Below are 25,194 nucleotides of genomic sequence, written 5' to 3'. Positions count from 1 at the left end.
TTTTGTGCTAAAGCATTAGACTCGTAAAATATAGCTGCTTTCACGCACCATTCTTATAATGCGGATTGAATCATTCCTGTGTACTCTTTTTTCGGCTTTAAACCTACAATTTGTCCGATTTTTTGCTGTTGTTTTAGTAATACCACTGTTGGCGCACTTCGGACTTCAAAGTTGATTGCCAGTTCTGGTTCTTCAGCCATATCCAGTTCAACCAGATGTAATTTACCTGTATTATCATTAGCGATTTGGTGAAGTACAGGTTGGAGAGTTTTGCAAGAAGGGCAATAAGGTGCGACAAATTTGACAATGATTAATCGATCTGATTCATGTATCAACCAATCGAAAGCTGCTTTTCCAGCAAAGAAAGTTTGCTCAACAGAAAAAGTATCTGGCATATTTATCTCCTCAATCCAAAATCTAAAATCATCCAAAAAACCATCGAGTCCCAGAAAGTAGGTAATAACCCCCAGTCAAAATCAGAGCTACGCTACCAAAGCGGATAATTCCCTCGGAATGTTTCAGCAGCTTATTGCTTTGTTTTGCTAGTCCCGTAAATAAACTTGCCAGAAAAATTAACAGCGTATAACCCAAAGCATAACTAACCATCGTTAGAGTACCTAATATCTGGGAACCAGTTGCAGCAGCTGATGCTAGTACCGCGAATAAAACTGGACTTGCACAGGGGGAACTCACCAAAGCAAAAGTTAAACCAACTCCATAAGGCCCTGCTTTAGGAAGATTGACATTCATCTGCGGTAAGGGGATGTTTACTATTCCCATCAACCACAAACCCATCACAGTCATAATTAAGCCCACTACTATATTGATATAGCCTCGGTACTCCACCATTACTGCCCCAGCAAATGAAGAAACTAAGCCAAACAGACTTAAAATTGTCACTGCTCCTAGAACAAATAAACCAGCTTTAGTAACAGCATCCCAACGGGATTTAATATTCAGTGTGCCGATATAACTGAGGTTAACAGGTAAAAGTGCCAGAATACAAGGAGATACACTTGCGATGGCGCCACCAGCAAATGCCAATGGTAACAACACAAAAGGATTAGCTGTATCCTGCTGGTCAAACCATCGTTGATAGCGGTTTTCGACAATCGAAATTACCCGTTCAATTGGATGACTAATTACAGATGCAAGGGTGAGAACCAGAATCAATGATAGTAATCCCAATCCACTGTAAAATAGCCATTTTTTTGAGATTTTAAAACGCCGGTAAGTGGTTTGTTTAGTTGAGGATTGGGGTATTGGTTTCATGAAATTCTCCTGAAGCGATGAAAAGATAAAGACTAATTTTGTGCTAGAGCAGTGTCGAGTATTTTGGTATAGTCAGCCTTATTAGGATTATTTTTGAACATCGTTAAAATTTTGCCAGTCGCCGGGTCAACGATGGCTACTGTGCTGGTTTTACTCTTGTTAGCTTCTAGGAATTTACTTAGACCAAGCTTTTCTGCCATCACCTCTGTTTCTTTCACTTTGGCTTTGTCAGTGACATCCAAGACTACAAAGTTGACTTTGCCAGAATATTCTTGTTTCAACTGCGACAATGTGGGAGCAATATTTTTACAGCCAGCACACCAGGTAGCGAAGACATCTACTACAACTGGTTTACCTTGAAGTTCTTTTGCTAAGGGTCCTCCGACAGAGGTTAATTTACCAGCACAGGGGTTTTTACCTGCACAGGGATCTGCCTGAGCTACTTCTTTAGCTGATGATGCTTGATTTTGCCCAACATTATCTGATTTCGCGGCGCCGCATGATACCGTCAAAACTAGGCTGCTTAAACACAGTAGACTAAGCAAAAATTTGGTATGTTTGTACATGATTTCTTCTTATCCTCAAGCTTGTATTACACGATGTCGGCACAGTCTTCGCTCTTCAACTCAAATTGTGAATTGTGTTGCATCTATTGACTAAGACGACTGACCATCAAAATTGGATTTAAATAAATTCAAACGCGCAGAAAAGCACATTGATCATCCAATCCAATTCCATAGCACCAGTCGTCATATAAATGTAGATGACACCCTTAAGAGGTAATGTCTCTTAGCGCGCGTTATGGAGAGAGGTGATGGTACACAATTTACCCTTAACTTGTGACTGTATCAGTTTAGACATGGTTTAAAAATAGCATGGAGCCTAAACTACCTCAGTCAAATTTGTTCTTAGCTTCCGATGTTACCGATGAAGCTTTGTTTGTGGCGCTTAAAAATGGTGATGCTGCGGCATTAAGCGTTTTGTTCCAGCGTCATGGGCGCCTGGTGTATGGATTAGCACTAAAAATTCTAGGTAACTCCCAAGAAGCCGAAGATTTAACCCAGGAAATTTTTCTCACGTTGTGGCGCAAAGCATCTACTAATCCTGATTGTCGCTTTTTTGTGCGCTATTTGGTGACGATAACGCGAACGCGCGCAATTGATAAAATTCGCGCTCGAAGTAGGCAACTCAAACTTGTGGAAAAAATGCAAACAATGAGTAATGACGTAACACCAGAACCAACACCCGTCGAACAGGCGAGTTTTGCCGAGCGAGCGCAACGAATTAGTCATGCTTTGCAGCAACTCTCAGAAAAACAACGCCAGGTAATCGAACTAGCTTATAACCAAGGATTAAGCCAATCGGAAATAGCCAAACAACTCGATATTCCCCTCGGTACAGTTAAAACCTGCACTCGTCAAGGATTATTAAAACTAAAAGGGATTTTACTTGATGTAGATATATTAATATATGAATAAATCTTTCGATTCCGAACATATAAAAAACTTGGCAGCAGGATTTGTTGTTGATGACCTCACCCCGGAAGAAGCTGAGGAATTTCGTCTGTTACTTGATGAGCATCCAGAACTAATTGCGGAAATTGACGATTTGCAAGAAGTACTACGACAAGTATTAGATGGCTTTACTGAGGTAGAAGCACCAGCTGACTTGTTACCGAAAATTCTTTCTCAAGCTGAAGCCGAGACTTACCAAGTAAATGTAAATAATATTCAAATTAAGCAAACTGACAACTTAAGAAGAGCAGGAATATCTCAAAGATGGACAAAAATTGCTGGTAGTATCGCCGCATTGTTTATAGTAATTCTGGGAGTTGATAACTATAGATTGCGCCAAAGTCTAAGTGTTGCCGCTACAGACAACCAAAAATTACGCCACGATTTTGCCCAAGCTCAAGAGGTTAAAAGTCTGCTGCAAAATTCACAAACACGATTATTTACCTTTCAAGCGGTCAATTCCACAAAAAACAGTTCGGGAAGTATAGTTATAAATCCTCAAAAACAGAAAGCGGTGATGGTTTTCCAAAATCTTCCCGCTCCACCCCCTGGATATGTTTATTTACTATGGACAATTGTGGCTGACCAAAAGTTACCCTGTGGTCAAGTTGCACCTTATTCCTGGGGAACTGCCTCTTATGAGTTACCATTTACAAATCAAATGTATAACGAATTCAGTCACCCACAATTTTCTGGGTTAATTGTCACCTTGGAAACAGATGCAAACGTTCCTCGTCCGACAGGAACAGTGGTAATGCAAAGCTCACAGATTTAGTAGATTTATGATGTTCACAGAAAAAAATGACTGTACTGAGTGTCAAGACTGGCTAGTAACAGATGGTGGTGACTGCGTTGCCCTTAACCTTGAGGAACTCGCTTTACCAGAAAAACCTTATCGCCTATACCGATTTCTTACGGAACTGGAGGATATTCTTGATACTATCACCGATGATTCTCTTCGTATCCAGGCGATTATACCACTGGTACGGAAGTTGCTTGCTAGTTCCTATTGGCTGCAAATGGAGTTTACAGAACCACCAACTGACCCAGGTTGGTCTGTGCAATTTCTATATGATGAGTATGAATTTCCTCTCACAGTACAAATGGTTGCTTGGCTACCTGGTCATGTTTCTCCCATTCATAACCACGCAACTTGGGGAATTGTAGCTATTGTCAGTGGGCAAGAAAAAAATCAGTTTTGGCGCCGTTCTTCGACCCCAGAAAATCTATCAGGAATCAAATATATTGGTGAGAAAATTTTGGTTCCGGGTGATATTATTGCTTTTACACCCGATGCTATCCACAGTATTGAAGCGTTAGGTCAAGAGCCAATTATTACATTTAATCTTTACGGAGTTACGGCATATCACGAACGTTTTGAATTCGACACTATCAATCATAGTGTTAAAAACTTTTGATAATATAGGTTCGTCCTAAATCTGTTAAAAATGCAAGTAAGTAATTCTGATTCTTGAATAGGCTCAGTAATACAATCATCGGCGCCTTTATTAAATAACTGCATTGAAATATCTACTTGTGGGATATCAGTAAAAAAGATTATAGGCAGTGAGCAAAAATAAGGGTCATTACGCACTACTTGGCAAAGTTCAGTTCCATCTATATAAGGCATTTTTAAACCTAAGATGAGTACATCAGGTAAAAATTCTGTCAAGGTATCCCAAAACTGGCGAGGGTCTTGGAGAGTTTTTAGCTTTATTCCCCTTGGTTCTAATAAGTTTTTAATTGTATTTAGTACATTTGAGTCATTATTTACAATCATGACTTTGGCTGACGGCATATGAACAGTTTGCAGCACTTTAGTAACATGGTGTAATATTTGTTCGTTCGACATTGACTTGTGTAAAAAACCACGTCCACCAGCGCGCGCTACTTCTATGCGGTCATCAAAATTATTGCTGTTAGTAAAAACTAGCGCTGGTACTGGTGGTGTGCGGTTGGAAAATTCTGTTACTAGTTTCAGGCTATCTCTTATACCATAATCTGAATCAAGGTCGATAATTACTACATCAGCGTTTGCAGATATTACTCCGCTTTTAGCAATGGAGCTAGTAGCAACAATATTTACAGCGACTACCCCAGTTGCAGCTTCTACCAACTGCTGGGCTATTTGTTCCGAGTCGCTTATTACTAAAAGTACATCTTGAGTTGGCTTGTTCGAGAGAAGTTCATTACTTGTTTGGATATCAGGTTGCTCTAACTCGTGTTGCAAGTCCACCACTAGCTTGTATAGGTGTAATGACTGTGCTTGGTTAATTGGCGCCACATCTTGAAACATATTATCTATTTTTTCAGCGATTTGCGAAGCGCGCGCGAAACCGAAACTACCTAACGAACCAACTAGCTTATGAGCTTCTTGTGAAGCATCTTGCCATATATGTTTGTCAAAATCACCTTCACAAATTGCATGTGTTAGTTGCTTTAACACAGCAATGCGCTCTCCAACTTTAGCTTTAAAGGCTTTTTGCTGAAGTGCAATTTCTGCCAACAATACTTTCGTAAGTTCTGAATTTGACTCACTGTCAGTACTTTTCTCTTCAGGTAAAGGCTTTAGACGATAACCCATTCCGTAAACTGTTTCAATAAAATTATAATCGCCGCCTGCTGCTTTGACTTTTCGCCGTAAACTTTTGATATGAGATTTAATCGTGTCTTCCTCTGGTGGGTCTTTTTCGGCGCCCCAAAGGTTGTCTATAATTGCACCTCGGTTGAAGATGCGCTGGCTATTACGTAAAAAAAGCTTTAATATACTGAACTCTTTTGCTGTTAAATGTAGCACTTCATTTGCATAAGTTACCTCACAACTACTAGGGTCAAGATGCAAACTTCCCCATTCTAAAATAGGAGGTAAAAAAGAACTGCCTCGGCGCCCTAAAGCACGAATGCGCGCTGTTAACTCCTGAAAGTCGAAAGGTTTGACGACATAATCATCTGCTCCTGCATCTAAACCAATTACCTTGTCACTTTTAGTATCAAGTGATGTTAAAAGCAAAATAGGCATTTGATAACCCTCTTGACGTAATTGCCGACAAATGCTGATGCCATCAAACTTTGGTAATAATACATCTAGTAAAATTAAGTCATAATTACAAGCTATCGCTAACTCCCAACCATCTTGACCATCCGAAGCAATATCAACTACATAATGTAGCTTGGTAAGAACCGCTGCAATAGCTTGAGCAAGCGAATTATCATCTTCAACTATCAAAATTTTCATACAAAAGACTTGCTTTTGAAAGCATCCTCAACGCTATATCAATGCTTTTCTATTAATCTTATTTTTTATATTGACTCTACATCTATCAATGTAAGGAAAAAGGTATATGCCAAAAGTATTAAATTAAAGTTTGCCAGACATTTGTCCTAGGCTAGCGACAACAGCTATTAACTCGGTTGCCCTAACTGGTTTAGCTACGTGTAGCTGAAAACCTGCTAACAAAGCTTCTTTATAATCCTCAACTCTAGCATAGCCCGTTAGTGCCACAGCGGGAATGCGTCCGCCCATATCAGGTTCAAGCTCTCTAATTTTACGCATTAAAGCGTAACCATCTTCATCTGGCATTCCGATATCACTTACTAATACATCTGGTCTTAATTGATCGAGAGCATCCAAGGCTTTAGCAGTTGAGTTGGCAGCAAAGACTTCTGCTCCACACTGAGTAAGCACTACAGTAATCCACTGTAGTGTATCCGCTTCGTCATCTACAACTAAGACACGCAACCCCTCTAACCTTAAAGAATTATTTGATGATATTGCATCTTCAATAGGCGCCGATGGTTGTAATAGAGTACTACTAACTTGAGTATTTTCTGCGTCATCATTTGTTCTAATTGGCAGTTTAACTGTAAATGTCGCCCCTCGCCCTACTCCTCGACTCTCTGCTTCGATACTACCACCATGTAGTTCTACTATATGACGCGCGATAGCCAACCCTAAACCTAACCCTTTGTTTGACCTTGTACTTGTATTATCTGCTTGACGGAAACGTTCAAAAATATACGGCATAAATTCAGGGTTTATACCAATACCAGTGTCGCTGACTTGAATTTGAGGAAGGGGTTCTACTAACAACCGTATTTTAACTCGTCCACCGTTGGGTGTAAACTTGATTGCGTTAGAAAGTAAATTACACACAACTTGTTGTAATCGCTCAAAGTCACCCCAAATAACCTCTTGTGAAGTATCTAAAATAAATTTAAGTTTAATAGATTTAGCATCAGCTTTATGTTGTACAATTTCAATCGCTGCATTAATAACCGCAACCAAATCAATGCTTGCAAAAGATAGCGAAAGGTCTCCCCGAACAATACGTGAAATATCCAAAAGGTCTTCGATTAGCTGCAATTGCGAGTTAGCATTACGTTCTAACGTCTCAAGTGCCTCTTTCATCTGGGAATCATCGAGCATACCTGTTTGCAACATCCCAGCCCATCCGACTATTGAGGTCATTGGGGTGCGTAATTCATGAGAAACTATAGCTAAGAAATCATCTTTAGAACGATTTGCGGCTTCTGCCTCCGCGCGCGCGGCTTGTTCACGCAATAATAGTTGCTCACGTTCTTCCTCTGCTTGCTTACGTTCCGTTAAGTCTTGCAGAATTTTTGCAAAACCATGTAGTCTATTACCTCTTATTTCATCTCTTAAAGGAATAATAACACCATTCGCCCAAAACCTAGTGCCATCTTTACAAAGATGCCAACGATCATCCCTAGACATGCCATTGGTTGCAGCAGTATTCAGTGCTAATTTGGGTCTACCTCGCTCAATATCTTCAGGTATAAAAATACACGAAAAATGCTGACCAATTATTTCCGCTTCTTTATACCCTAAAATTCTTTCTGCCCCTTTGTTCCAATCAGTCACCAAACCGTTTACATCCACCATAAAAATAGCGTATTCTCTAACTCCTTCAACAAACAAACGGTAGCGTTCTTCCGAGGCGCGCAAATTTTCTTGGCTTAAAAGCAAGCGTTCGTAATTTTGCTGTGAAGAAAGTGCATTAATTTGAGCTTGTGCTTGGGCTTGCCGTAGCCTTGAATTTAGCACGCAAATTAGCAATGAAGCTAGCATAAACTGAACTAAACCTACTAAACTATTATCGTTAATGGATATAAAAGAAATCGGAGGTAAAAAGAAATAAGCGCAGACTAATGTAGATAAAACAGTTGCCAGCAACCCTGGTTTAAAGCCACCATACGATGAACTAACCATGACAGCAGCCAAAAATAATGGGTAAATTGTCAAATCATACACCTGCCATAGTAGCCTGGTAAGCAGTAGAGCCGATATAACCGCTATTACAGCAACGATATAACTTTTGAGCAGAAAGCGCTTTATCTTTTGCATTTTTTTGGGTTGGGTGCTTTCGGGTATCTTTACGACAGTAGACAATGACAGAGCTATTATCTTGTCTACATATAAAAATAGCTTCCTCCCATCGTCTGAAAGTGCCACATTTCTGATTTGAGCGCGAAAATTCTTTTCTACACGAGTTTTCCACTTTTGAAGTTTAAAGTCATATTAGGAAAAGTAGTATAGCAATTACAATCAGACTATATTTTATTATATAGGTAGTAATAATTGCAGAGCCATAGCAAAATTATAGAACGATGACAGCCAAGCAAATTTTAGTTATTGATGATGACTCGGACATCCGTAAATTAATCCAGACCTGTTTGGAGATTATGGGGGGTTGGCAAGTTTTGACTGCTAAGAGTGGTAGTGAAGGACTGCTTTTAGCTCAAACTGCTCAACCCGATGCCATCCTCTTAGATGTAATGATGCCTGATATGGACGGAACAGTCACGTTTCAAAAGCTACAAGAAAATCCAATAACTAAGCATATTCCTGTGATTCTACTAACAGCTAGAGGACGCACTGCTAGACAAGGTTTGTTTATCACACTGGGCATTAAAGGTATAATTAGTAAACCCTTTAATTCTCAGAAACTAGCCGCTCAAGTAGAAGCAGCTTTGGTATAAACTGTGTACATCTATAACCAAAGTAGCAATTAGTATACATAAAAATACCCCTTTTTGGTAGATATATAAAATTTTAACTTTTGTTAATATTTAAATGAGTAGCTTTTTTTAGTAACACATTATTGCTATATGCGTTGTAATCATTCTCAGATTCATTCTACTATCAGAAGAATTTGTTTGATAGTAATATTAGGATGTTTTCTGCTAGTAATGCCTGTACAAGCGCAATCCTTACAAAATTTTCCTATTACACTTGATGGGCGCCAGTTATTTAAAGTTAGTGATACAGGTCAAGTTAGTGCAGAAAATCGTGCTACCGATGCCAATTTAATTTTGAAGCAGGCGGTTCGTTCGAGAGAACCTGTAAAAATTGAGATTATACAAAATAACCAATTACCAGTTATTAGAGTTCAAGGGCGCCACTTATTAACTGTTACCTCACAAGATATACCAACTGGTAGAACGAGAGAAGAACAAGCGAGAATTTGGGCACAAATAATTACTGAGGCAATACAGCAAGGTCAAGAAGAACGAAAGGCTAGTTATATAACTCAGGCAATATTACTTGGTTTCTTATCAATATTAAGTGCATTATTTATACATAAACTTCTAGGCTGGGTTTGGCGATATTGGTTACGAAGGCTAGTGCCAAGAGCTGCTAACGACCCCGAAACAGGAGCGCAACCGAAGGGTATAGAATTGCTTTTGTACTTGACACTTTTCTTAATTCGTACAGGGTTATGGGTAGGAATAATTATTTACATTACAGACTTACTTCCATTAACACGAGAGTGGAGTCAGCGCATAATAAGCATCCTAGAGATGAGTTTAACATCTCCCCTAGTTTCTTTAGGTACTAAATCTTACTCAGTCATCAATATACTTATTTTAATTGGTTTATTTTTTGGATTACTGGGTGTTGCAGGAGCAGTGACAAACTTACTGCGCTCGCGCATTTTACGAATTACGAGCGTTAGTAGAGGTGTTCAAGAATCTATTGCAGTTATTTTCAATTATAGTTTTATATTTATTGGTACTGTTATCCTGTTGCAAATTTGGGGCTTAGATATCAGTTCTCTAGCTATTTTTGCCAGTATTCTGGGTGTTGCAATTGGTTTTGGATTACAGGGAGTTGCCAGAGAATTAGTAAGTGGTTTAGTCATTACTTTTGAACGCTCAATCACTGTTGGAGATTTTATAGATATTGGCGAACATATGGGAACAGTAGAGCGTTTGAATGCTCGTAGCACCCATATTCGCACCCTTGATGATATTTTGGTAATTGTGCCAAATTCTCGCCTGTTAGAAAAAGAAGTTAAAAATTGGAATAGTCATAACCAAGCATCTCGACTGGTGTTACCTATCCGTGTAGGTTATGGTTCAAATATGAATCAAGTTCGTTCTGCATTACTAGAAGCAGCAAAAAGTCATTCGGAAGTTTTACACAAACCAGCACCAAAGGTTTGGGTCAAAGCATTTGGTGAGGATTATTTAGATTTTCAGTTACTAGTTTGGATATCTAAACCTCGAAGGCAATTTCAAATAAAAAGTGACCTCTACTTTCAAATAGATGAAAATTTCCGACGCGATAAAATTCTAATTCCTTTTCCTCAACGTTCGCTTCATCTCAATTCAGGAAGTTTACCTTTAGAACTTTCACCTAAGTTAGAAGATTCTTTATTGAAAATTTCCGCTATTTTAGCTTCTTTATTGAATAAACAAGCACAGAGTGATAGTTTTAATGGTTCTAGCAATTCATTATTAAATCATAAAAAGAAAGACGAATAAACCTAACCCCTTTTCCTTTAAGGATACAAAAGAGCGAATGGTAGACTATTGTATTAATGTTTTTATTACCTCACCGGAATGCAGCATTCTCAACAAGCCAAAAGAAACCGGGCTTCTTTACGCGGTTTCTAAGCCTGGTGTAAGATGTGAGTTACTTGATGACTATTTTTTCTACTCATCAATTTTTCCTCGTACATTTTGAGATTACGGTCGCTCACTTCATAAAAATAAGGCTCCAGCGTATAATTATAAGTAGAAGCGTTATAAAAGGCACTTAAATCAGTGATTGTTACTAACGGACGATAAACATCTCTGACTCGCTCCTCATAATCATTATCAATTACAAAATTCTCTTTAAATTCAGGTAAATTATCAATTTGCTCTTGTCTCAATCCTGGAACAAATAAGCGTTTATAGTCATAGTCTACACTTGCCAAACCTACAGGCAACAATACTTTGATGCTGAAAATCCAAAAGCCCGTATCAATGACAAAATAACGGAAACGACCATTATCTCCATCAATTAATATATTGGTAACAGAACCGATTAACTCATTATTGGCATAAACATAAAAATCTTTGATATCAAAATAAGCTAAAGTTTCGTCGCGATATTCAGGATAGTATTTATCTAATTTATACAAAACCATTTTTACTCCTATAATATCTGTAAATTATAACTATAGACTTTATGAGAAATGATGTTAAAATGTAACTTGTAAGGGTTATTTAACAAACCAAACTACTTTAAGTTTAAGGATATATCTTAAAAGTGGAAAACTGGTGGAAATACATTGGTAAGCAGTTTAAGTGTGTTGTTGTCAAAATCTATTACCCAACCTCAAGGGGTAACAATTTAGTACAGGCGCCTCGGCTGGGTTGTTTATTTGGCTACATCCCAAATTATAATGCGCGAATAACTAAATTTTAGACATCAAGTAAAAAAAGTAGGCAGAGGTTTCTCGTACCAAAAACTTCAGCTTACTTTCCATACTTTGGTAGCGGGTAGTAGGTGTAGCAGACGGATATGCATTCATACCTAAATCTCGTGCCATTAATGTGGCTCGTTTTAAATGCAAGGGGTCGCTGACAATGATAAACTTAGACAAATCTTGCCTCGACGCAACTTTTTTTGCATTTTTGAGGTTTTGGAGAGTTGTTTGAGATTTAGTTTCAATTAAAATATCTGATTCTTTGACTCCGTGCGCTATCGCATAACGCTTACCAACGGTTGCCTCTGCAAAATCTTTATCTTCGCCAATTCCACCAGTAAAAATTATACTACTAACCTTGCCTTTGTTATATAGATTGATTGCATGGTTAATTCGTTCTCTAAAAACAGGAGATGGTTCGTCTTGCCAAACTTCTGCTCCTAGTACAATTGCCGCATCAGCCGATTTTAGCTTGTTTTTAGTATTATAGAAATATATGTTAAATGCGGCTACTACTGAAGGCAAAATGACAAGTGCAGTAACAAGTAAAGCAAACGCAGAGCATTGTTGTTTGATGTAGTATTTTATAAGCATAAGCTATGAATTACCGAGTTTTACTATCTTCTACAAGAATAAATATGCTTGCTTATGTAATCAAACCGTATGCAGGTGTAATTAATTCAACTCATAGATAAGCAAGCATTGATTTTAAACGTTTATTTTTCATCTAATAGTAAAATTATATCTAATTATTGTCATTATATCAAGTAAGTAGGTGAGCGCCAAAACCTTAGAAACCAGCTTTATTTGCGTAAGCCCTATTATTTATTAACTATAAAAGGGGCTATAAAAATATTAAACCCCTTTACCTGCTTTTGTTTGTTAGCAAAAATAATCAGATTTTACTCTTGTTTTACCGAATTGTATGGTAAATGCACTCTTTTTTTGGTTGAATTATTTATTAGTTAATTGCAAGAGGATTGCCAGCAGCGTTAATAATAGCAGCCCAAGTGCTTTGTCCAACTATTCCGTCATTTCCAACGCGCGCATCACGTCGTTGAAATGCTTCAACTGCTGTAGCGGTAGCATTACCGTAAATGCCATCAACAGCACCAGTGTAAAATCCTTTCTGTTTCAAAAACCCTTGGATATCTCGCACAGCTTGTCCTCTACTACCAATACGTAATACTGGCGCCGTTTGTGGTGAGTATTTGTTTAAATTACTAACAGGTGTTGGAGATGTGCGATTATCAGCTTTAATTAACGCTTCCCAAGTTCGCGAGTCAACTGCACCATTTGCAATCAGATTTCTAGAACGCTGAAAAGTAATAACTCCAGAAGCAGTTTGGGCGCCGTAAATACCATCAATCGGTCCATAGTAAAATCCAAGTCGTCGCAACAAAATTTGAACATCTTGAACAGTTGACGATACGATACCGCGTCTTAGAAGTGGTGCATTAGAAGGCGAATATTCATTCAGATAACCATCAACAGTTATAATTAAAGGAGTTTGTGCATAAGCTAGTTTACTACTCAGGGGCAAAGCAGCTAAAGACATTGCAGAAACAAGCCCAATTAACTTAAGACTTGATGAAATAAATTTATTATTCATAGATTCCTCCTTTGAAAAATAAAAAAGTCAGAGATATTCGTTATATATCAAACAGAGCTAATATTGTGATTCGACTAAGGGACTTCCAAAAATTTAATTCTCCATCTTGTGGGGTGGGCATCCTTGCCCGCCTTCTTTAAATGAACGGGCAGGATGCCCGTTCCACAAGAAGATATTGGAGATTTTTTTATTTGGAAGTCCCTAAGAAAAGCGAATTATTTTTAGACAGTGTTAGATACACATCTGTAAATATCTCTTGTTGAAAGCTGATTATTAGATTTTTTGCTTTCGATATATAAAATATTATAGGCTAATGATTCGACTACAACGTCACCCATCGGTTAGATTTACAACTTACAATTTTTTATAGCGAAGATACTCATAATATTTCTAAAGTTGTACTTTTGGTAATATATTTTTATAATATCTGCAATTATCCACGAGTTTTCCACCATTATTGTTTAATCTTAACTTATAACAACAGTCTGTAGTTTTCATAACTCCATTTATGGTTTATGAGTTGAGCGCTCAATTCTCTTACTCTATTTAATTTGCATTGAAAATATGCAAATTAATTACATAAAGTTGAAATAATTAGTTTTAATTATAACTAATTAAACAAAAATTTAAGTTGAAGTTAATACTTATGGATAAACTGTCTGTAACTCACCCAAAAAAGATTCGGATATTAGGAATAATTTGTGGAAGCTTGGTTATGAGCGCGCTTGCATATACTCAAACTGCCCAAGCACAGCAGAGAACTTCCAAAGTAAACCCCTGTCCCAGCATTTTCTACGAAGAACCATATAACAATCAACTTTTGGTACCTAATGGATGTCCGCCAAATGCGTTTACTAATAGACAAGTAGGACAAGGGGGATCAGCGGTTGTACAACCAAGAATTTTGGTTAAACCCCAAGGTCTACCTGTTAATCGTCAACCAATACCTTACCCAGAAAGTCGGCAAAATCCAATTGCTACTATTACACCAGCAAGCACGGTAGATGTAAAATTGAAAAACAATACCAATGCTCGCATAACTTATCAAGCAATTGGACATACCAGACCTAGAATTCTTTTAGGTGGAGAAGAGTATATCCTAAAAAATGTACCAACGCCTGTTACTATTACAGTAGTACGTGATGATGGTGGATTACTGCGTGTTATGCCTACATCTTCTGAGGGAATGCTAGCAGTTTTATTGGATGAAACAACAACTTTTGATGACAATCAAGGAGTGCTGAGAATTCAGAAAGATGGTCAAGTTTTTTTAAACTAGTACCTGACTTGTCACCATATATCAAAAGGCTGTCTTCTACAACAAAAGCTCAATATTTTTCCCCCTTCCTTCAAAGGGAAGGGGGTTAGATTTTTATATGACTTAATTAACTTCTTCTATTCCTAACTTCTCCATCGGTGTCAATGTCCAACTCCTCTCGACGAACTTGTTCTTGAGCTTCTACCGTACTTTGTTCTACAACTTTTGTGACTTTCACTTCTTCTCGAACAACTGCTTGCTTTTGAATATCAGGAGTTTCTTCATAGATAGGCATCCGTATGACTTCTGTGTTCTCGAAAATTGCTTCTTTGTTAGAAACTACTTTACTAGTATCGGTAGGTATAGTGCGTTCAACAATAACTCGTTCTTTTTCGACAGGTACACTAATTCGTGCAGTCTCAGTTTCAACGTGTTTACCAACCGTCACCTCTCCTGTTTTGACACGTTGTTTATTCGCAATTAACCGTTCCTCGTACAATTTGAGCGTATTATGTTCCTGCTGATTCATTTGATACAAATCTGGCTCTTGGTGATAGGTGTAAGTATCATAGTTGTAAACAGGTTTCGGCGCCACCACTGGTTCTGGAATAGGTCTAAAAGACGGCTCGGCGTAAGCAGAGACTTCCCTGTGGATAGTTCTTTCTCGCTCTATTTGATTATTCATAGGAGGAAGTTCCAAAGGCGCCGATGCTTCTAATGGTATTTCTGTATCTAATGATACGACACTTTCCAAAGGTGCTTCTACCAAAGAAGTACGATACACTCCACGTACTTTTTCCTCATAATCGTAATTTACGCGCTCAAGCTCATCGAATTCTGGTAGATACTCAACTTGCTCCTTCGTCAACCCTTTAGCATAAATGCGACGACTACTATCATCTATACGACAGCGACCAATTGGAAGTAATACTTGCTTACCAGTAACCCAAAAGCCTGTATCTATAACTAGATAGCGAAGATTGCCAGATTCGTCTACTAAAAGGTCTTTAATACTGCCAACCTTATCATTTCTAATATCCGAGTAGACATCATAGTTTTCAATACTATGTCCGCCAACATCCTTGTGAAAAGTTGTATCAAAATCATTTAATCTGAACAAAACCATATTAAGACTCCTTGTATTCTATATTCCAACTTCCTTTATTTAAACAATTATTCTAGTTACATTCATCTTCCAAATGAAATATTACTGTTAGTTAAATATCATAAAATAACTTTATACTATAAGTCTCAATAGTGGAAAAGTCGGGGATTTTTCATATAATTAAACCTTTTAACTCAATAAAGATTTTTATAAGTCAAGAGATGAAAGTGTAGGTAGCGCTTATGGTTAGACTTATCTCACTACAGGTGGATAAATAAATGAACGAAACATTTTACTATTAATTAAAATCTGAATGTGTGGAGAAAATTAAATGACTAATCTACTTAAAACTTTGTCATTAGGCGCCCCTTTGCCTGCTTTATGTATGATTGTACTAGCAGCAGGAGCATTAGAAAGTCATGCCCAAACTTCAAGCCAAACCACCTTTCCTGATGTTGCCTCCAACTACTGGGCACAACCATATATTCAACGTTTAGCTGAAAGAAATATCATAACTGGTTATCCTGATGGTACGTTTCGACCTGAGAAGTCGGTTGATAGAGATGAATTTGCCGCAATAGTTCGCAAAGCTTTTGATGTTGAGCCAATTCGTCAGATTCAAAGTGGCGCCGTATATAAAGATGTACCTGTGGGTTATTGGGCTTCTCGTCCGATCGAAGAAGCTTACCAACAAGGATTTATGACTGGCTACCCTGGTGGTTATTTTCGTCCACAACAACCTGTCTCTAAAGTTGAGGCGATAACGTCGTTAACAAAAGGTTTAAATATAACGGGTGGTACATCAGCAGTTACAGTACCAACAAATCAACCAACTAGACGTAGAACTGCTAGAAGACCTATATTCGTTCCAATTGCAATAACTAGCTTGATGCAACCAATATTACAGTCCAAAGCCTCAGCCGCAACACCTGCCCCTGCAACACCTGCCCCATCAACATCAACAACTAATAATCAAGCAGCAAATCTCAATCGTGCAGCATCATTCATCATTACCAATGCTTACGCTGATGCTAACAAGATTCCACAATACGCTGTTGCTAATGTCGCAGCAGCTACTCAATCAAATATAGTAGTTAATTATCCCAATCCCAAAGTTCTCAATCCAACTAAACCTGCGACCCGTGCTGAAACTGCGGCTTTAGTTTATCAAACATTGGTTGCTCAAGGAAGAGCAGAACCACTTGCCAGTAATTTACCTGCGGCTAAATATATTGTTCGGACTAATAACACAAATCCAAACAATAAATAACGGAATACTGTTAAAGGTACAAAAAGTAAACCAACTACCAATTTGGTCGGAAAATCAAACAGTTACAGATTAGCAATTCGTCGGTAACGACTTTCTAATAATGAATAAATACCGTAAGCAGTCAAACCCAAGGCAACTGCACTTAAAAGCCAAGCACCAAAAGGTTGCTGCGCCAAAATAGCCAATGCACCTCCTAAACCCATAATTAGTTTCACTGCCGTCAATGCCAAACCTGTATAACCTATAGCACTACAAGCATAACCAAGGCGCCGTGCAATTCGCTCGGCATTGATTGGTAGTCCACGATTTTCTGGGTCAAAAAAAGTTTGAACTAGGCGCCAAAGTACCTACCCAGCAATTCCAAGTGTTACCATACTCAATAAAAGCTTTCCTTCATGTTGCGTAACAATTGCTTTCAAGGCGCCACTAGTATCTGTAGTTCTACCACCAGAACCAATAGCTGCTGCCGAAGCGAGTAAACCAACAATCAGGTAAACTAAACCTTTTGCTGGATATCCTAGTCTTGCCAATCGCTCGAACCAAAGATGAGAAGTTACCTGCTTGATTGGCTCTATCGGTGAATTTGGTTTCTTCATAGGTTTTAAATAATTTGTTATTTAATTATCTTAATATTATTTGTGACTATTGAAGTACTATTGCGGCTATATTTTATGTTAGCAATTGTTACTAATTTGATTTTGAAAAAATAGTAAATAAGTTTTATACAGTGTCATAAAACGTTTAACTTTTTGGTTACTGCCTTCTTAAAATCTTTGTAAAAATTCAGTTTTTTTTTTCAGGATGATAAGCATTGACATCTTAATTTTTATCAGATATTAGCATAGAACCACTCTTAAGATAGAAACAGCAATGAAGCATATTAGTATACAAAACAAATAGATTAAATAAATTCTTTATAATATGGCTTGACTCATGAACCAGATTCCAAAAACAGATAACAAAGTTAACGATGCTTCCGAACACGATATCACACCTCAAGGAATTAGAGACGCAGCAATATTGGCTCTACTCGTTGTATTAGCGATGCTAACCAGAGGCTGCGGTTTTTTTGATGGCGACAAAAATATAACCTCAAAAATTACTAATACAACCGAAATTATAGGTGATAGCGATGACTTTACTGGTAGAAATGTAACAATTAGAAGTAAAGTCATTCGCCGTGTTGGTGTAAGCTCCTTTACTGTTAATGATAGACGGTTTTTTGGTGGCAAACCTATCGTAGTTATTAATGCTTCAGATGTACCTTTTGATTTACCGTCATCTCAAAATATAGAAGTTCAAGTGACAGGTCAGGTTCGCAACCTCGATATTCAAAAAATTGAGCGCGATTATAAATTGAATATACAAGATAAATACTATACAGATTATATCAACCAACCTGCAATTATCGGGCGCTATATCGCGTTAGCTCCCAAACCCGGTCAAGTCACTAAACAACCAAACCAGTATTATGGTCGAACGGTTGCAGTAGTAGGTGAAGTCAAAAATATTAAAAACCGAGTTCTAATGAAGCTAGATGAAGACCAATTAATTGGTGGAGAAGATTTACTAGTTTTATTCAAACAACCACCAAGAGTTGCAATAAATAAAGGTCAGACTGTAGCAATTATGGGGGAAGTTCGTCCATTTATTGTTGCTGATATTGAACGAGATTATAAGCTGGATTGGGATTTGAATGAGAAAAAAGAACTTGAAGCTGAATTTACTAATACTCCAGTATTAATCGCTGATAATGTATATCCTTAGGATACCTTCGTAATAAAAACGCTAATTTGTTTCAGATTGCGGCTCTTTATTTAAAATTTATGGGAAAGCAAATTTACACAGAGGTGGTGTCAATACTGCTCGGTTAAGCCAATTGCGAAACCTGAAACCCCTGTAGAGACGTGACATGTCACGTCTTTACATACGTATCCGTTGCTAAAGTTTCTTGTGTCAACTAGTTGTAGATTTGGTAATAGCTACAACTGCTGGTTTAGGTGGAGCATCAGGATTTTTGCTAGGCCAGTTAGAGCCAACTGGAACTTTACGAGTTTGCACAAATTCTTCGCCCGTGGTTGTTGTTACCATAAATTCTCTTGTTTCCAAGGCTTGATTTTTACGAATGCCATTTGCTTCTCCGGGATGTTGTATTGCAAGAAACATTGTTTCCTCGTCAGGGGTAAAGCAAGGCCCTGTAGTTTCACACTCCATTGGTCCTGTTCCAAAAAGAAAAGCTTTACCCGCATAATCGCCGCTTGTCGGAATATACCATAAACCATTGTTGCCGAATATACCAGATACACCAACTGGCTTGCCATCATCACTAATACGACTTTTTAGCTCTTTATTAAGTCTGGTTGTAGATATATCCGTTACCATCCATACATTGCCACTGCGGTCTATCAGCAAATTATCTGGGTTGGCAAAACCAAGACCACCTGCTGCTGGTTCACCACCTGTTGCCATCATTTTCCAGCGAAAAGTATTTGCTGCGGGGTTGTTTCCATCTTCTGTTAGACGCATTATCCAACCATATTCGTAGGGAGCTTCACCTTTGGGACTTTTGAATATCCTGGTGTCGGGTCCCCCTTCTTTATCAGTAGAGCCAGAGGTGAAGCTGATAAATAAATCACCATTTTGTCCAATTTCTGTGTCCTCTGGACGAGCTGTACAAGTGGCGCCTACTGCATTAGCCGCATAGTGTGCGTCAATCAAAATAGCACCCTGTTTTTCTTCTGGGTTGCCCGTATAAAGGTCGTTGAGTTTTTTGAATTTTTGCTTGTACTGTGCTATTTGCTCGTCTTTATTGACTTCTAAATATCCACCAGGGATAGGGTCTGGAAGTCTCAGTAAACTTTTTTGATTTGTTTGTTTTGATGTTTTGCTTTCGAGACCTTTTGGCAAACGAATCAAATTACCAGCGATATTACCAGGAAGGTCTGGGTTAACAGGTGTATCTGCTTTTAGAGGTATCCAGCGACCTGTACCGTCTGCGTTAAATTTGGCTGCGTAGAGCATTCCTTGCTGTAAAAGCTTAGAATTGGCTTTATCTTTTGGGTTATTTACTTTTTTACTGCTAACAAATTTGTAAATGTGCCCTCCTCTACGGTCGCACCCAGAATAAAATGCTAGAGGTTTTCCCGCTTCTGCGCGAACACCTACAGCTTCGTGACGATAGCGTCCCAACCAAGTATGTTTGACACCATAGTCTTTAGCATTTGCTGGGTCTACTTCCACAATCCAACCATATTTATGGGCGCCTAATCCAAATACATTACCCTGCCCATAAAGTTCTTCATCATCAAGGGCAAAAGGTCGTTTACCTGGGTCGAAAGGCGTACCATCAGCATATACAGGTTCTGGTACTTGGGCTTGAAAGTTTTCTTCGGCACTCAGAACAGTACCCCAAGGTGTAGTTCCACCCGCACAGTTACCAAAAGTTCCAATAATGCGCTCCCCAAGTTTATCGATGTAACCTATCCCTTGTTTTTTACGAAATACCGCAACAGCAGGACCAGTCGCTTTCAGATAGCGTTTATCCTCCAAACCAGAAATACCGCTAATTCGTCTATCTGCACTCGAATTAGTTCTTTCCCAGCTACCATTACTATTTCTGCGAATCGAAATAACACCTAATCCTTGGTCTAATAGCGCTTCAAAAGATATTTCTCTAATTTTCAACTTAATAGAGTCTTTATCTGCCAAACCAAAAGCATTGATTTCATTTTTTGTTGATGCTTTCTCTTTGAGAGATGCTTTTACCTCATCAAATGGCAGCGATTTTCCAATAACTTGTTGGTAAGTTTGCATCCAGGGAATGGCACTAACATATTCAAAATTAATTACCAGATACCCTTCGTTTTCGCTTATTGGGATAAAAGATAAATAATCATTATTGTAACCGAAACGGGAATCACCCACTTTATCTCCCCAAGCTGCTATTACTTGATACTGATACCCATCTGGCAACGTCAAATCATCAGTTATCTCAAAACTGCTATAGTTTTCCTTTTGCTGTTCTGATTTAAATCCATCAGTTTCTAGAGGAATTGGACCTTTGATTGGGTTGAATGAGAATGATGCTTGAACAACAGGTTTGGTCACTTGAGGGCTAATTCCTACTTTTCGTTCGCATCCACTTAGTGAACCCAAAGCTACCGCACCGGCACTTCCTCCCATCAACAGCAAAAATTCACGACGTTTAATATTCATTTGGTTGTATTAAAGTGGATAAATAATTTTAACTGTACTAGTTTAATTGTTTTATTTTAAGAAAAGGTTAAATATTTACTGTGGCTATATATGGGTTATATGTACTCTCAACTGTAGTTTACGTATAATATATTATAAATTTCGGGTTTCGAGACGATGACTAGAAAGTTTTTGACAGTAGGAGAATCGGCGCCTTGGTTTGAAGCTGTTTCTACAAGCAACCCCAGAGCATCGGTCGAGTAATATAGATTGACTACCGCTACGAACAATCAACCTTAATATTTCATCCTAATTTCATATTTAGAAGGCAGACTAAGTATTATAGACACTGCGACACTTATATACAGCAGATTGCGTGTCAATACGGTGCATGTAGAGACCAGGTTAATACGGTCTCTACAGGGTTTTGGGTATTATGTATGTACCTCATATACCTAAAATTTGCTATATATCGCGCTTATAAAGCAGTAATTACCGAACAAAGACTTGACTCTCCAGCTAACTGGAGAGTTGATAATCGGCATATACAAAACTTTAGATAAACTCAATCAAACATTTATGCGAATTAATCAATTGAAAACTGGCTTGATAGCGTTTAGCCTTACAATAGCTGCTACCTCTGCGGGTTTGTTAACTGCTTGTTCTACAACTGCATCCCAAAATCAGGTTCAATCAAATAATACCACTGCAACAGAAGCTACCGACAAGCAGACTGCTCAAGGTGGCATGAATCACGATGGTATGCATCATCATGGTGGAATGAATCATAGTATGGCAATGGATTTAGGACCAGCCGATGCAAATTACAATTTACGGTTCATCGACTCTATGATTCCGCACCATGAAGGCGCCGTAATAATGGCAAAAGAAGTACTGCAAAAATCCAAACGTCCAGAAATTAAAAAGCTGGCAAACGATATTATTAAGGCTCAAAATAAAGAAATTGCCGAACTAAAGCAGTGGCGCCAAGCTTGGTATCCTAAAGCTGGAAGTAAACCTGTAGCTTACGATACTCAACAAAAGAAAACTGTTGATATGTCATCTCAACAAATGCAAGCGATGATGATGAACATGGACTTGGGCGCAGCAGATAACGAGTTTGACTTACGCTTTATCGATGCAATGATTCCTCACCACGAAGGCGCCCTAGTGATGGCACAAGATGCTGCGAGTAAGTCCAAGCGTCCGCAAATCAAAAAACTTGCCCAAGATATAATTTCCTCACAGCAAGCAGAAATTAATCAAATGAAACAGTGGCGCCAAGCTTGGTACAAAAAGTAAGTTATAGCACTTTACCAAGAATCCCCCTAACTTCGGGGGATAAATTCTACTCTTTGTCATCTTCTTTTTGAAATTCATTTATAGCTAATTTAATTTCCTCTGCTGTAACATCCTCTTGATCACTCTTAGAATATATTAGTAAAAGTATAACAATTGTATTTGATTCAAGCTGATAGATAAGGCGATAACCGCCACTTTTCCCTTTTTGAATATCACTGTTACGAATTCTTACTTTAAAAACAGTATTTCCTGTTCCAGCAATTTGATTACCAACAAAGTCTCCTATTTCTAATTGTGCTATTGTTGGTTGAATATCAGAACGAACACTACGATACTTTTTAGATAAAATACGTAGACGACGCTTAAACTCATCTGTAAATTTAACTTGAACTGGGGGCTGCTTACTCTGCATCTATATCATCCCAAAGTTTTGAAATCGGTCTGGTTTTTCCAACTTTAGCTTGCTGCAATGAAGTACGAAGACTATTTAATATAGATTCTTTTGACTCCAGGTCAGAATCTATTTCATCTTCTACAAACTGCACAATTACTTTGACACGACTATGCTTTGTAACTGCTAATGGTTCATCCAGGTACAGCAAACCATTTTCGTCAACACTTCCCATAACTTCTTGCTTTCTCATATGCGTGCGGGTAGGGTATACAGTGATTTGTTTGTTTATATTGAAGATTGTAATAATTATATACTATAAAAGCGAAGAATCTTTCTGTTTACCTCATATCCAAGGTAGGGAGCAATTTCATCTTGATTTCATATCTATCTGCAAAGCTGTAGAGTAGGTGCGAGTTCCCCAACTAAGCACCCCCCTAATAACCAAAGGACACTGCAAACGCGCGATGGGACTCTCTAACCGTACACAAAAAGCAATTTATCGTCTTTCTGGCACGCTCATCAACTTGTTATTACTAGCAAGTCCAGCAGTTGTTTTGGCACATGGTGGACATGGGAATGAATTTAAAAGCGGTGGTGATACAGCAACCCCCAGTTCTGTACAAGTTGACACTGATACAGCTAACCGACTAGGTATTAAAACCCAATCAGTCAAACGTCAACTATTAGCAGTAGGTATCAAAACTACCGGACAAATTGAAACATTACCCAGCCAAAAAGTAGAAGTTACTACCCCTTCAAATGGCGCCAAAGTGGTTGAGTTACTAGTGGAACCCGGCGCCACGGTTACAAAAGGGCAACCCGTTGCTGTGTTAACAAGTCCTGATTTAGTGACATTGCGCGTAGAATCTCAAGAAAAACGTGCAGACGCGACGGCTTCATTACAACAAGCACAAACAGATTTAAAATTAGCTCAACAAAATTATCAACGCTATGTGCAAATAGCTAATGCTGAAATTGCTGAAGCACAAAGCCAAGTCTCATTTGCTACTGAAAAATATAGTAAAGATAAACAGTTAGCGGATGCAGGCGCCTTACCTCGTCGTAACGCTTTAGAGTCTCAAACTCAATTAGCAGAAGCACGCGCTAAATTAACCACAGCTAGAAGTAGACGAGATGTGATTGAATCAGAAGCTCAAATCAAACGGGCACAATCAGCATTACAAGTAGCCCAAGAACGTTTACGCCTCAGTGATAGCACTTACCAAACGAGACTGCAACAAATCGGCAATGCGCCTAATTCAAAGGGTTTGGTGACAGTTACGGCGCCGATATCGGGTAAAGTTGCCGACCGCGAAGTTACTCTCGGTCAAACTTTTAACGATGCAGGTGGCAAATTAATGACGATTATTAATGATAGTAGAGTGTTTGCTACGGCAAATATTTATGAGAAAGATTTAGGTAAAGTCAAAGTCGGTCAAAGAATAAAAGTAAAAGTTGCAAGTTTACCAAACACTACCTTTTCTGGCAGAATATCGCGCGTTGGAACATTAGTATCTGGAGAAACGCAAGTATTACCAGTGCAAGCCGAAATAGAAAACGCTGCTGGACAACTTAAACCAGGAATGTTTGCCGAACTCGAAGTCCTCACAGATAAAACTAGCACACCTGTTACTGCTATCCCCACAGCAGCAGTAGTTGATGCAAACGGTAAAAAACTTGTTTATATACAAAATGGCAACGCATACCAAGCTAGCGAAGTGACTTTAGGACAAACATCTGGTGACATGGTAGAAATCAAAAGCGGTTTGTTCAATGGCGATGTAATAGTTATACAACGGGCGCCGCAACTGTATGCACAATCTTTACGCGGTGGTACAACAGACGAACATTCCCACGCAAAAGAAACTCAAGTTAAAACTAATAATTCACCAATACCCTTGTGGTTATTAGGAGTTGGGGGAATAGGAGTAGTTGGCGTCGCATTTGCTGCAGGTAGTTATTGGTCGAGTCGTCGAACGCGCGATTCATTAGTTACAATACACAGTGCTAGTGAAAAAATTTTAAATCTTGAAAGCGAAGTTTACATAGATAACCACAAGCAGTAGGTTGGGTGGAGCGCAGCGGAACCCAACTTATACCAATTTAATATGAAGCTGCCAATAATTAAATCCCCCCCAGCCCCCCTTAATAAGGGGGGAGTAAGAGTAATAAAGTGCATCTTCATATAGAAATGGTATTAGCTACTCGTTAGTAAAGCTTTGAATCAAACAAATTGATTTTTGAAACAAACTTTACAAAACGAAATTATCGATTGAGCTTGCTTTCTTGAATTAAGTAATTTTCTTGCTCTCGAATCTCATCCCAATTAATTACAGCGACCCAAACATTTTCTTCGGTAGAGTACCTAACAATTCCATCAACTTCTAAATCTTCACTGTATAGTGTTAATTCTTGAGCATCTCGCAGCCAAATTTTTTGGCGAGCTAAATCCTCAATCGTTCCAGTACAATTGAGACGTAAGCGTCCTTGAGTATTGGCGTTGTGGAAATCAGCAAAAACTCTTGGTTTATCCATAGTCATAAAGCCTCTCAA

26 protein-coding genes are annotated in these 25,194 nt (G+C 38.4%); 10 read left to right on the top strand and 16 right to left on the bottom strand.

Going from position 1 to position 25,194, the window contains the following annotated elements; genetic code table 11:
• Window positions 1–53 precede the first annotated feature (53 nt).
• The 3 genes from DSM106972_RS37790 to DSM106972_RS37780 are packed head-to-tail and all read right to left on the bottom strand — an operon-like array spanning window position 54 to window position 1,838.
• Window positions 54–395 carry a thioredoxin family protein gene (locus DSM106972_RS37790; RefSeq protein WP_127085506.1) on the bottom strand — a complete coding sequence of 114 codons (342 nt, stop codon included), beginning with the start codon at window positions 393–395 and terminating at the stop codon, window positions 54–56.
• 28 nt (window positions 396–423) lie between these two features.
• Window positions 424–1,272 carry a cytochrome c biogenesis CcdA family protein gene (locus tag DSM106972_RS37785; RefSeq protein WP_127085505.1) on the bottom strand — a complete coding sequence of 283 codons (849 nt, stop codon included), beginning with the start codon at window positions 1,270–1,272 and terminating at the stop codon, window positions 424–426.
• Window positions 1,273–1,304: 32 nt separating this feature from the next.
• Entirely contained in the window at window positions 1,305–1,838 is a 534-nt protein-coding gene (locus DSM106972_RS37780) for a TlpA family protein disulfide reductase (RefSeq protein WP_127085504.1), read from the bottom strand.
• Between the two features lie 309 nt (window positions 1,839–2,147).
• On the opposite strand from DSM106972_RS37780, the gene DSM106972_RS37775 reads away from it, so the two are divergent.
• The 3 genes from DSM106972_RS37775 to DSM106972_RS37765 are packed head-to-tail and all read left to right on the top strand — an operon-like array spanning window position 2,148 to window position 4,204.
• A complete protein-coding gene (locus DSM106972_RS37775; protein ID WP_127085503.1) occupies window positions 2,148–2,750 on the top strand; it encodes a sigma-70 family RNA polymerase sigma factor in 603 nt (200 codons plus the stop codon).
• Window positions 2,743–3,561: an anti-sigma factor gene (locus tag DSM106972_RS37770; RefSeq protein ID WP_127085502.1), complete on the top strand. Its 819-nt coding sequence runs from the start codon at window positions 2,743–2,745 to the stop codon at window positions 3,559–3,561. The genes DSM106972_RS37775 and DSM106972_RS37770 overlap by 8 nt, the downstream gene beginning before the upstream one ends.
• Window positions 3,562–3,568: 7 nt before the next feature.
• Complete coding sequence (locus tag DSM106972_RS37765; protein ID WP_233787213.1) at window positions 3,569–4,204, top strand: cysteine dioxygenase family protein; 636 nt, start codon at window positions 3,569–3,571, stop codon at window positions 4,202–4,204.
• Here the strand turns inward: DSM106972_RS37765 and DSM106972_RS37760 are convergent.
• Both DSM106972_RS37760 and DSM106972_RS37755 read right to left on the bottom strand, forming a co-directional pair.
• Entirely contained in the window at window positions 4,183–6,021 is a 1,839-nt protein-coding gene (locus tag DSM106972_RS37760; protein WP_127085501.1) for a response regulator, read from the bottom strand. The two genes, DSM106972_RS37765 and DSM106972_RS37760, sit on opposite strands and share 22 nt — an antisense overlap.
• 123 nt (window positions 6,022–6,144) lie before the next feature.
• The gene (locus DSM106972_RS37755) at window positions 6,145–8,151 is read right to left on the bottom strand and encodes an ATP-binding response regulator (RefSeq protein WP_127085532.1); all 2,007 of its coding nucleotides are present in this window, start codon (window positions 8,149–8,151) and stop codon (window positions 6,145–6,147) included.
• A gap of 263 nt (window positions 8,152–8,414) precedes the next feature.
• Here DSM106972_RS37755 and DSM106972_RS37750 point away from each other — a divergent pair, with 263 nt between their 5' ends.
• Both DSM106972_RS37750 and DSM106972_RS37745 read left to right on the top strand, forming a co-directional pair.
• Complete coding sequence (locus tag DSM106972_RS37750; protein WP_127085500.1) at window positions 8,415–8,786, top strand: response regulator; 372 nt, start codon at window positions 8,415–8,417, stop codon at window positions 8,784–8,786.
• 177 nt (window positions 8,787–8,963) lie between these two features.
• Window positions 8,964–10,574 carry a mechanosensitive ion channel family protein gene (locus DSM106972_RS37745; RefSeq protein ID WP_325052255.1) on the top strand — a complete coding sequence of 537 codons (1,611 nt, stop codon included), beginning with the start codon at window positions 8,964–8,966 and terminating at the stop codon, window positions 10,572–10,574.
• 128 nt (window positions 10,575–10,702) lie between these two features.
• Here DSM106972_RS37745 and DSM106972_RS37740 read toward each other — a convergent pair whose 3' ends face one another.
• The 3 genes from DSM106972_RS37740 to DSM106972_RS37730 all read right to left on the bottom strand — a co-directional run bounded on the left by DSM106972_RS37740 (window position 10,703) and on the right by DSM106972_RS37730 (window position 13,118).
• Complete coding sequence (locus DSM106972_RS37740; RefSeq protein ID WP_127085498.1) at window positions 10,703–11,224, bottom strand: PRC-barrel domain-containing protein; 522 nt, start codon at window positions 11,222–11,224, stop codon at window positions 10,703–10,705.
• 270 nt (window positions 11,225–11,494) lie between these two features.
• Window positions 11,495–12,100 (bottom strand): YdcF family protein, encoded by a 606-nt coding sequence (locus DSM106972_RS37735; RefSeq protein WP_127085497.1) that lies wholly within the window; start codon window positions 12,098–12,100, stop codon window positions 11,495–11,497.
• 367 nt (window positions 12,101–12,467) lie between these two features.
• Window positions 12,468–13,118 (bottom strand): peptidoglycan-binding domain-containing protein, encoded by a 651-nt coding sequence (locus DSM106972_RS37730; protein WP_127085496.1) that lies wholly within the window; start codon window positions 13,116–13,118, stop codon window positions 12,468–12,470.
• Between the two features lie 646 nt (window positions 13,119–13,764).
• Here DSM106972_RS37730 and DSM106972_RS37725 point away from each other — a divergent pair.
• On the top strand, window positions 13,765–14,397 hold the full coding sequence (locus DSM106972_RS37725) for a hypothetical protein (protein ID WP_127085495.1): 633 nt from the start codon (window positions 13,765–13,767) through the stop codon (window positions 14,395–14,397).
• 106 nt (window positions 14,398–14,503) lie between these two features.
• On the opposite strand, the gene DSM106972_RS37720 is transcribed toward DSM106972_RS37725, so the two are convergent.
• Window positions 14,504–15,502: a DUF2382 domain-containing protein gene (locus DSM106972_RS37720; RefSeq protein WP_127085494.1), complete on the bottom strand. Its 999-nt coding sequence runs from the start codon at window positions 15,500–15,502 to the stop codon at window positions 14,504–14,506.
• Between the two features lie 310 nt (window positions 15,503–15,812).
• Here DSM106972_RS37720 and DSM106972_RS37715 point away from each other — a divergent pair, with 310 nt between their 5' ends.
• Window positions 15,813–16,751, top strand: a complete 939-nt coding sequence (locus tag DSM106972_RS37715) for an S-layer homology domain-containing protein (RefSeq protein WP_127085493.1) — start codon at window positions 15,813–15,815, stop codon at window positions 16,749–16,751.
• A gap of 62 nt (window positions 16,752–16,813) precedes the next feature.
• On the opposite strand, the gene DSM106972_RS54185 is transcribed toward DSM106972_RS37715, so the two are convergent.
• Window positions 16,814–17,029, bottom strand: coding sequence for a DUF1206 domain-containing protein (locus DSM106972_RS54185; protein ID WP_267901206.1), 216 nt, complete (start codon window positions 17,027–17,029; stop codon window positions 16,814–16,816).
• A gap of 69 nt (window positions 17,030–17,098) precedes the next feature.
• A complete protein-coding gene (locus tag DSM106972_RS54180; RefSeq protein WP_233787012.1) occupies window positions 17,099–17,347 on the bottom strand; it encodes a DUF1206 domain-containing protein in 249 nt (82 codons plus the stop codon).
• A gap of 337 nt (window positions 17,348–17,684) precedes the next feature.
• Between DSM106972_RS54180 and DSM106972_RS37705 the strand changes: the two genes are divergently transcribed.
• A complete protein-coding gene (locus DSM106972_RS37705) occupies window positions 17,685–18,518 on the top strand; it encodes a hypothetical protein (RefSeq protein WP_127085492.1) in 834 nt (277 codons plus the stop codon).
• A gap of 189 nt (window positions 18,519–18,707) precedes the next feature.
• Here DSM106972_RS37705 and DSM106972_RS37700 read toward each other — a convergent pair whose 3' ends face one another.
• The gene (locus DSM106972_RS37700) at window positions 18,708–20,966 is read right to left on the bottom strand and encodes a PhoX family protein (RefSeq protein ID WP_127085491.1); all 2,259 of its coding nucleotides are present in this window, start codon (window positions 20,964–20,966) and stop codon (window positions 18,708–18,710) included.
• Window positions 20,967–21,098: 132 nt separating this feature from the next.
• Window positions 21,099–21,239: a hypothetical protein gene (locus tag DSM106972_RS52795; protein WP_186538378.1), complete on the bottom strand. Its 141-nt coding sequence runs from the start codon at window positions 21,237–21,239 to the stop codon at window positions 21,099–21,101.
• A 285-nt stretch (window positions 21,240–21,524) separates the two neighbouring features.
• Here DSM106972_RS52795 and DSM106972_RS37695 point away from each other — a divergent pair, with 285 nt between their 5' ends.
• The gene (locus DSM106972_RS37695; protein ID WP_127085531.1) at window positions 21,525–22,247 is read left to right on the top strand and encodes a DUF305 domain-containing protein; all 723 of its coding nucleotides are present in this window, start codon (window positions 21,525–21,527) and stop codon (window positions 22,245–22,247) included.
• Between the two features lie 46 nt (window positions 22,248–22,293).
• On the opposite strand, the gene DSM106972_RS37690 is transcribed toward DSM106972_RS37695, so the two are convergent.
• Window positions 22,294–22,659 (bottom strand): type II toxin-antitoxin system RelE family toxin, encoded by a 366-nt coding sequence (locus DSM106972_RS37690; protein ID WP_127085490.1) that lies wholly within the window; start codon window positions 22,657–22,659, stop codon window positions 22,294–22,296.
• Entirely contained in the window at window positions 22,649–22,891 is a 243-nt protein-coding gene (locus tag DSM106972_RS37685) for a type II toxin-antitoxin system RelN family antitoxin (protein ID WP_127085489.1), read from the bottom strand. The genes DSM106972_RS37690 and DSM106972_RS37685 overlap by 11 nt, the downstream gene beginning before the upstream one ends.
• A 214-nt stretch (window positions 22,892–23,105) precedes the next feature.
• Between DSM106972_RS37685 and DSM106972_RS37680 the strand changes: the two genes are divergently transcribed.
• A complete protein-coding gene (locus DSM106972_RS37680) occupies window positions 23,106–24,707 on the top strand; it encodes an efflux RND transporter periplasmic adaptor subunit (protein ID WP_127085488.1) in 1,602 nt (533 codons plus the stop codon).
• Window positions 24,708–24,906: 199 nt separating this feature from the next.
• Here the strand turns inward: DSM106972_RS37680 and DSM106972_RS37675 are convergent, their stop codons facing one another.
• The gene (locus DSM106972_RS37675; RefSeq protein ID WP_127085487.1) at window positions 24,907–25,176 is read right to left on the bottom strand and encodes a hypothetical protein; all 270 of its coding nucleotides are present in this window, start codon (window positions 25,174–25,176) and stop codon (window positions 24,907–24,909) included.
• Between the last annotated feature and the right edge of the window lie 18 nt (window positions 25,177–25,194).

The organism is Dulcicalothrix desertica PCC 7102 (genome assembly GCF_003991905.1).
Lineage (GTDB): Bacteria > Cyanobacteriota > Cyanobacteriia > Cyanobacteriales > Nostocaceae > Dulcicalothrix > Dulcicalothrix desertica.
Note: the sequence above shows the minus strand (reverse complement) of the source record. Positions and strands in the feature narration are given on the sequence as shown.

Excerpts from the sequence above, each read along its gene's own strand:
- DSM106972_RS37790 (WP_127085506.1), bottom strand. The coding sequence starts at position 395 with ATGCCAGATACTTTTTCTGTTGAGCAAACTTTCTTTGCTGGAAAAGCA.
- DSM106972_RS37730 (WP_127085496.1), bottom strand. The coding sequence starts at position 13,118 with ATGAATAATAAATTTATTTCATCAAGTCTTAAGTTAATTGGGCTTGTT.
- DSM106972_RS37770 (WP_127085502.1), top strand. The coding sequence starts at position 2,743 with ATGAATAAATCTTTCGATTCCGAACATATAAAAAACTTGGCAGCAGGA.
- DSM106972_RS37700 (WP_127085491.1), bottom strand. The coding sequence starts at position 20,966 with ATGAATATTAAACGTCGTGAATTTTTGCTGTTGATGGGAGGAAGTGCC.
- DSM106972_RS37725 (WP_127085495.1), top strand. The coding sequence starts at position 13,765 with ATGGATAAACTGTCTGTAACTCACCCAAAAAAGATTCGGATATTAGGA.
- DSM106972_RS37680 (WP_127085488.1), top strand. The coding sequence starts at position 23,106 with ATGGGACTCTCTAACCGTACACAAAAAGCAATTTATCGTCTTTCTGGC.
- DSM106972_RS37740 (WP_127085498.1), bottom strand. The coding sequence starts at position 11,224 with ATGGTTTTGTATAAATTAGATAAATACTATCCTGAATATCGCGACGAA.
- DSM106972_RS54180 (WP_233787012.1), bottom strand. The coding sequence starts at position 17,347 with ATGAAGAAACCAAATTCACCGATAGAGCCAATCAAGCAGGTAACTTCT.
- DSM106972_RS37720 (WP_127085494.1), bottom strand. The coding sequence starts at position 15,502 with ATGGTTTTGTTCAGATTAAATGATTTTGATACAACTTTTCACAAGGAT.
- DSM106972_RS37675 (WP_127085487.1), bottom strand. The coding sequence starts at position 25,176 with ATGGATAAACCAAGAGTTTTTGCTGATTTCCACAACGCCAATACTCAA.
- DSM106972_RS37685 (WP_127085489.1), bottom strand. The coding sequence starts at position 22,891 with ATGAGAAAGCAAGAAGTTATGGGAAGTGTTGACGAAAATGGTTTGCTG.
- DSM106972_RS37735 (WP_127085497.1), bottom strand. The coding sequence starts at position 12,100 with ATGCTTATAAAATACTACATCAAACAACAATGCTCTGCGTTTGCTTTA.
- DSM106972_RS37715 (WP_127085493.1), top strand. The coding sequence starts at position 15,813 with ATGACTAATCTACTTAAAACTTTGTCATTAGGCGCCCCTTTGCCTGCT.
- DSM106972_RS37775 (WP_127085503.1), top strand. The coding sequence starts at position 2,148 with ATGGAGCCTAAACTACCTCAGTCAAATTTGTTCTTAGCTTCCGATGTT.
- DSM106972_RS37705 (WP_127085492.1), top strand. The coding sequence starts at position 17,685 with ATGAACCAGATTCCAAAAACAGATAACAAAGTTAACGATGCTTCCGAA.
- DSM106972_RS37785 (WP_127085505.1), bottom strand. The coding sequence starts at position 1,272 with ATGAAACCAATACCCCAATCCTCAACTAAACAAACCACTTACCGGCGT.
- DSM106972_RS37750 (WP_127085500.1), top strand. The coding sequence starts at position 8,415 with ATGACAGCCAAGCAAATTTTAGTTATTGATGATGACTCGGACATCCGT.
- DSM106972_RS37765 (WP_233787213.1), top strand. The coding sequence starts at position 3,569 with ATGATGTTCACAGAAAAAAATGACTGTACTGAGTGTCAAGACTGGCTA.
- DSM106972_RS37780 (WP_127085504.1), bottom strand. The coding sequence starts at position 1,838 with ATGTACAAACATACCAAATTTTTGCTTAGTCTACTGTGTTTAAGCAGC.
- DSM106972_RS37695 (WP_127085531.1), top strand. The coding sequence starts at position 21,525 with ATGCGAATTAATCAATTGAAAACTGGCTTGATAGCGTTTAGCCTTACA.
- DSM106972_RS37760 (WP_127085501.1), bottom strand. The coding sequence starts at position 6,021 with ATGAAAATTTTGATAGTTGAAGATGATAATTCGCTTGCTCAAGCTATT.
- DSM106972_RS37755 (WP_127085532.1), bottom strand. The coding sequence starts at position 8,151 with ATGCAAAAGATAAAGCGCTTTCTGCTCAAAAGTTATATCGTTGCTGTA.
- DSM106972_RS37690 (WP_127085490.1), bottom strand. The coding sequence starts at position 22,659 with ATGCAGAGTAAGCAGCCCCCAGTTCAAGTTAAATTTACAGATGAGTTT.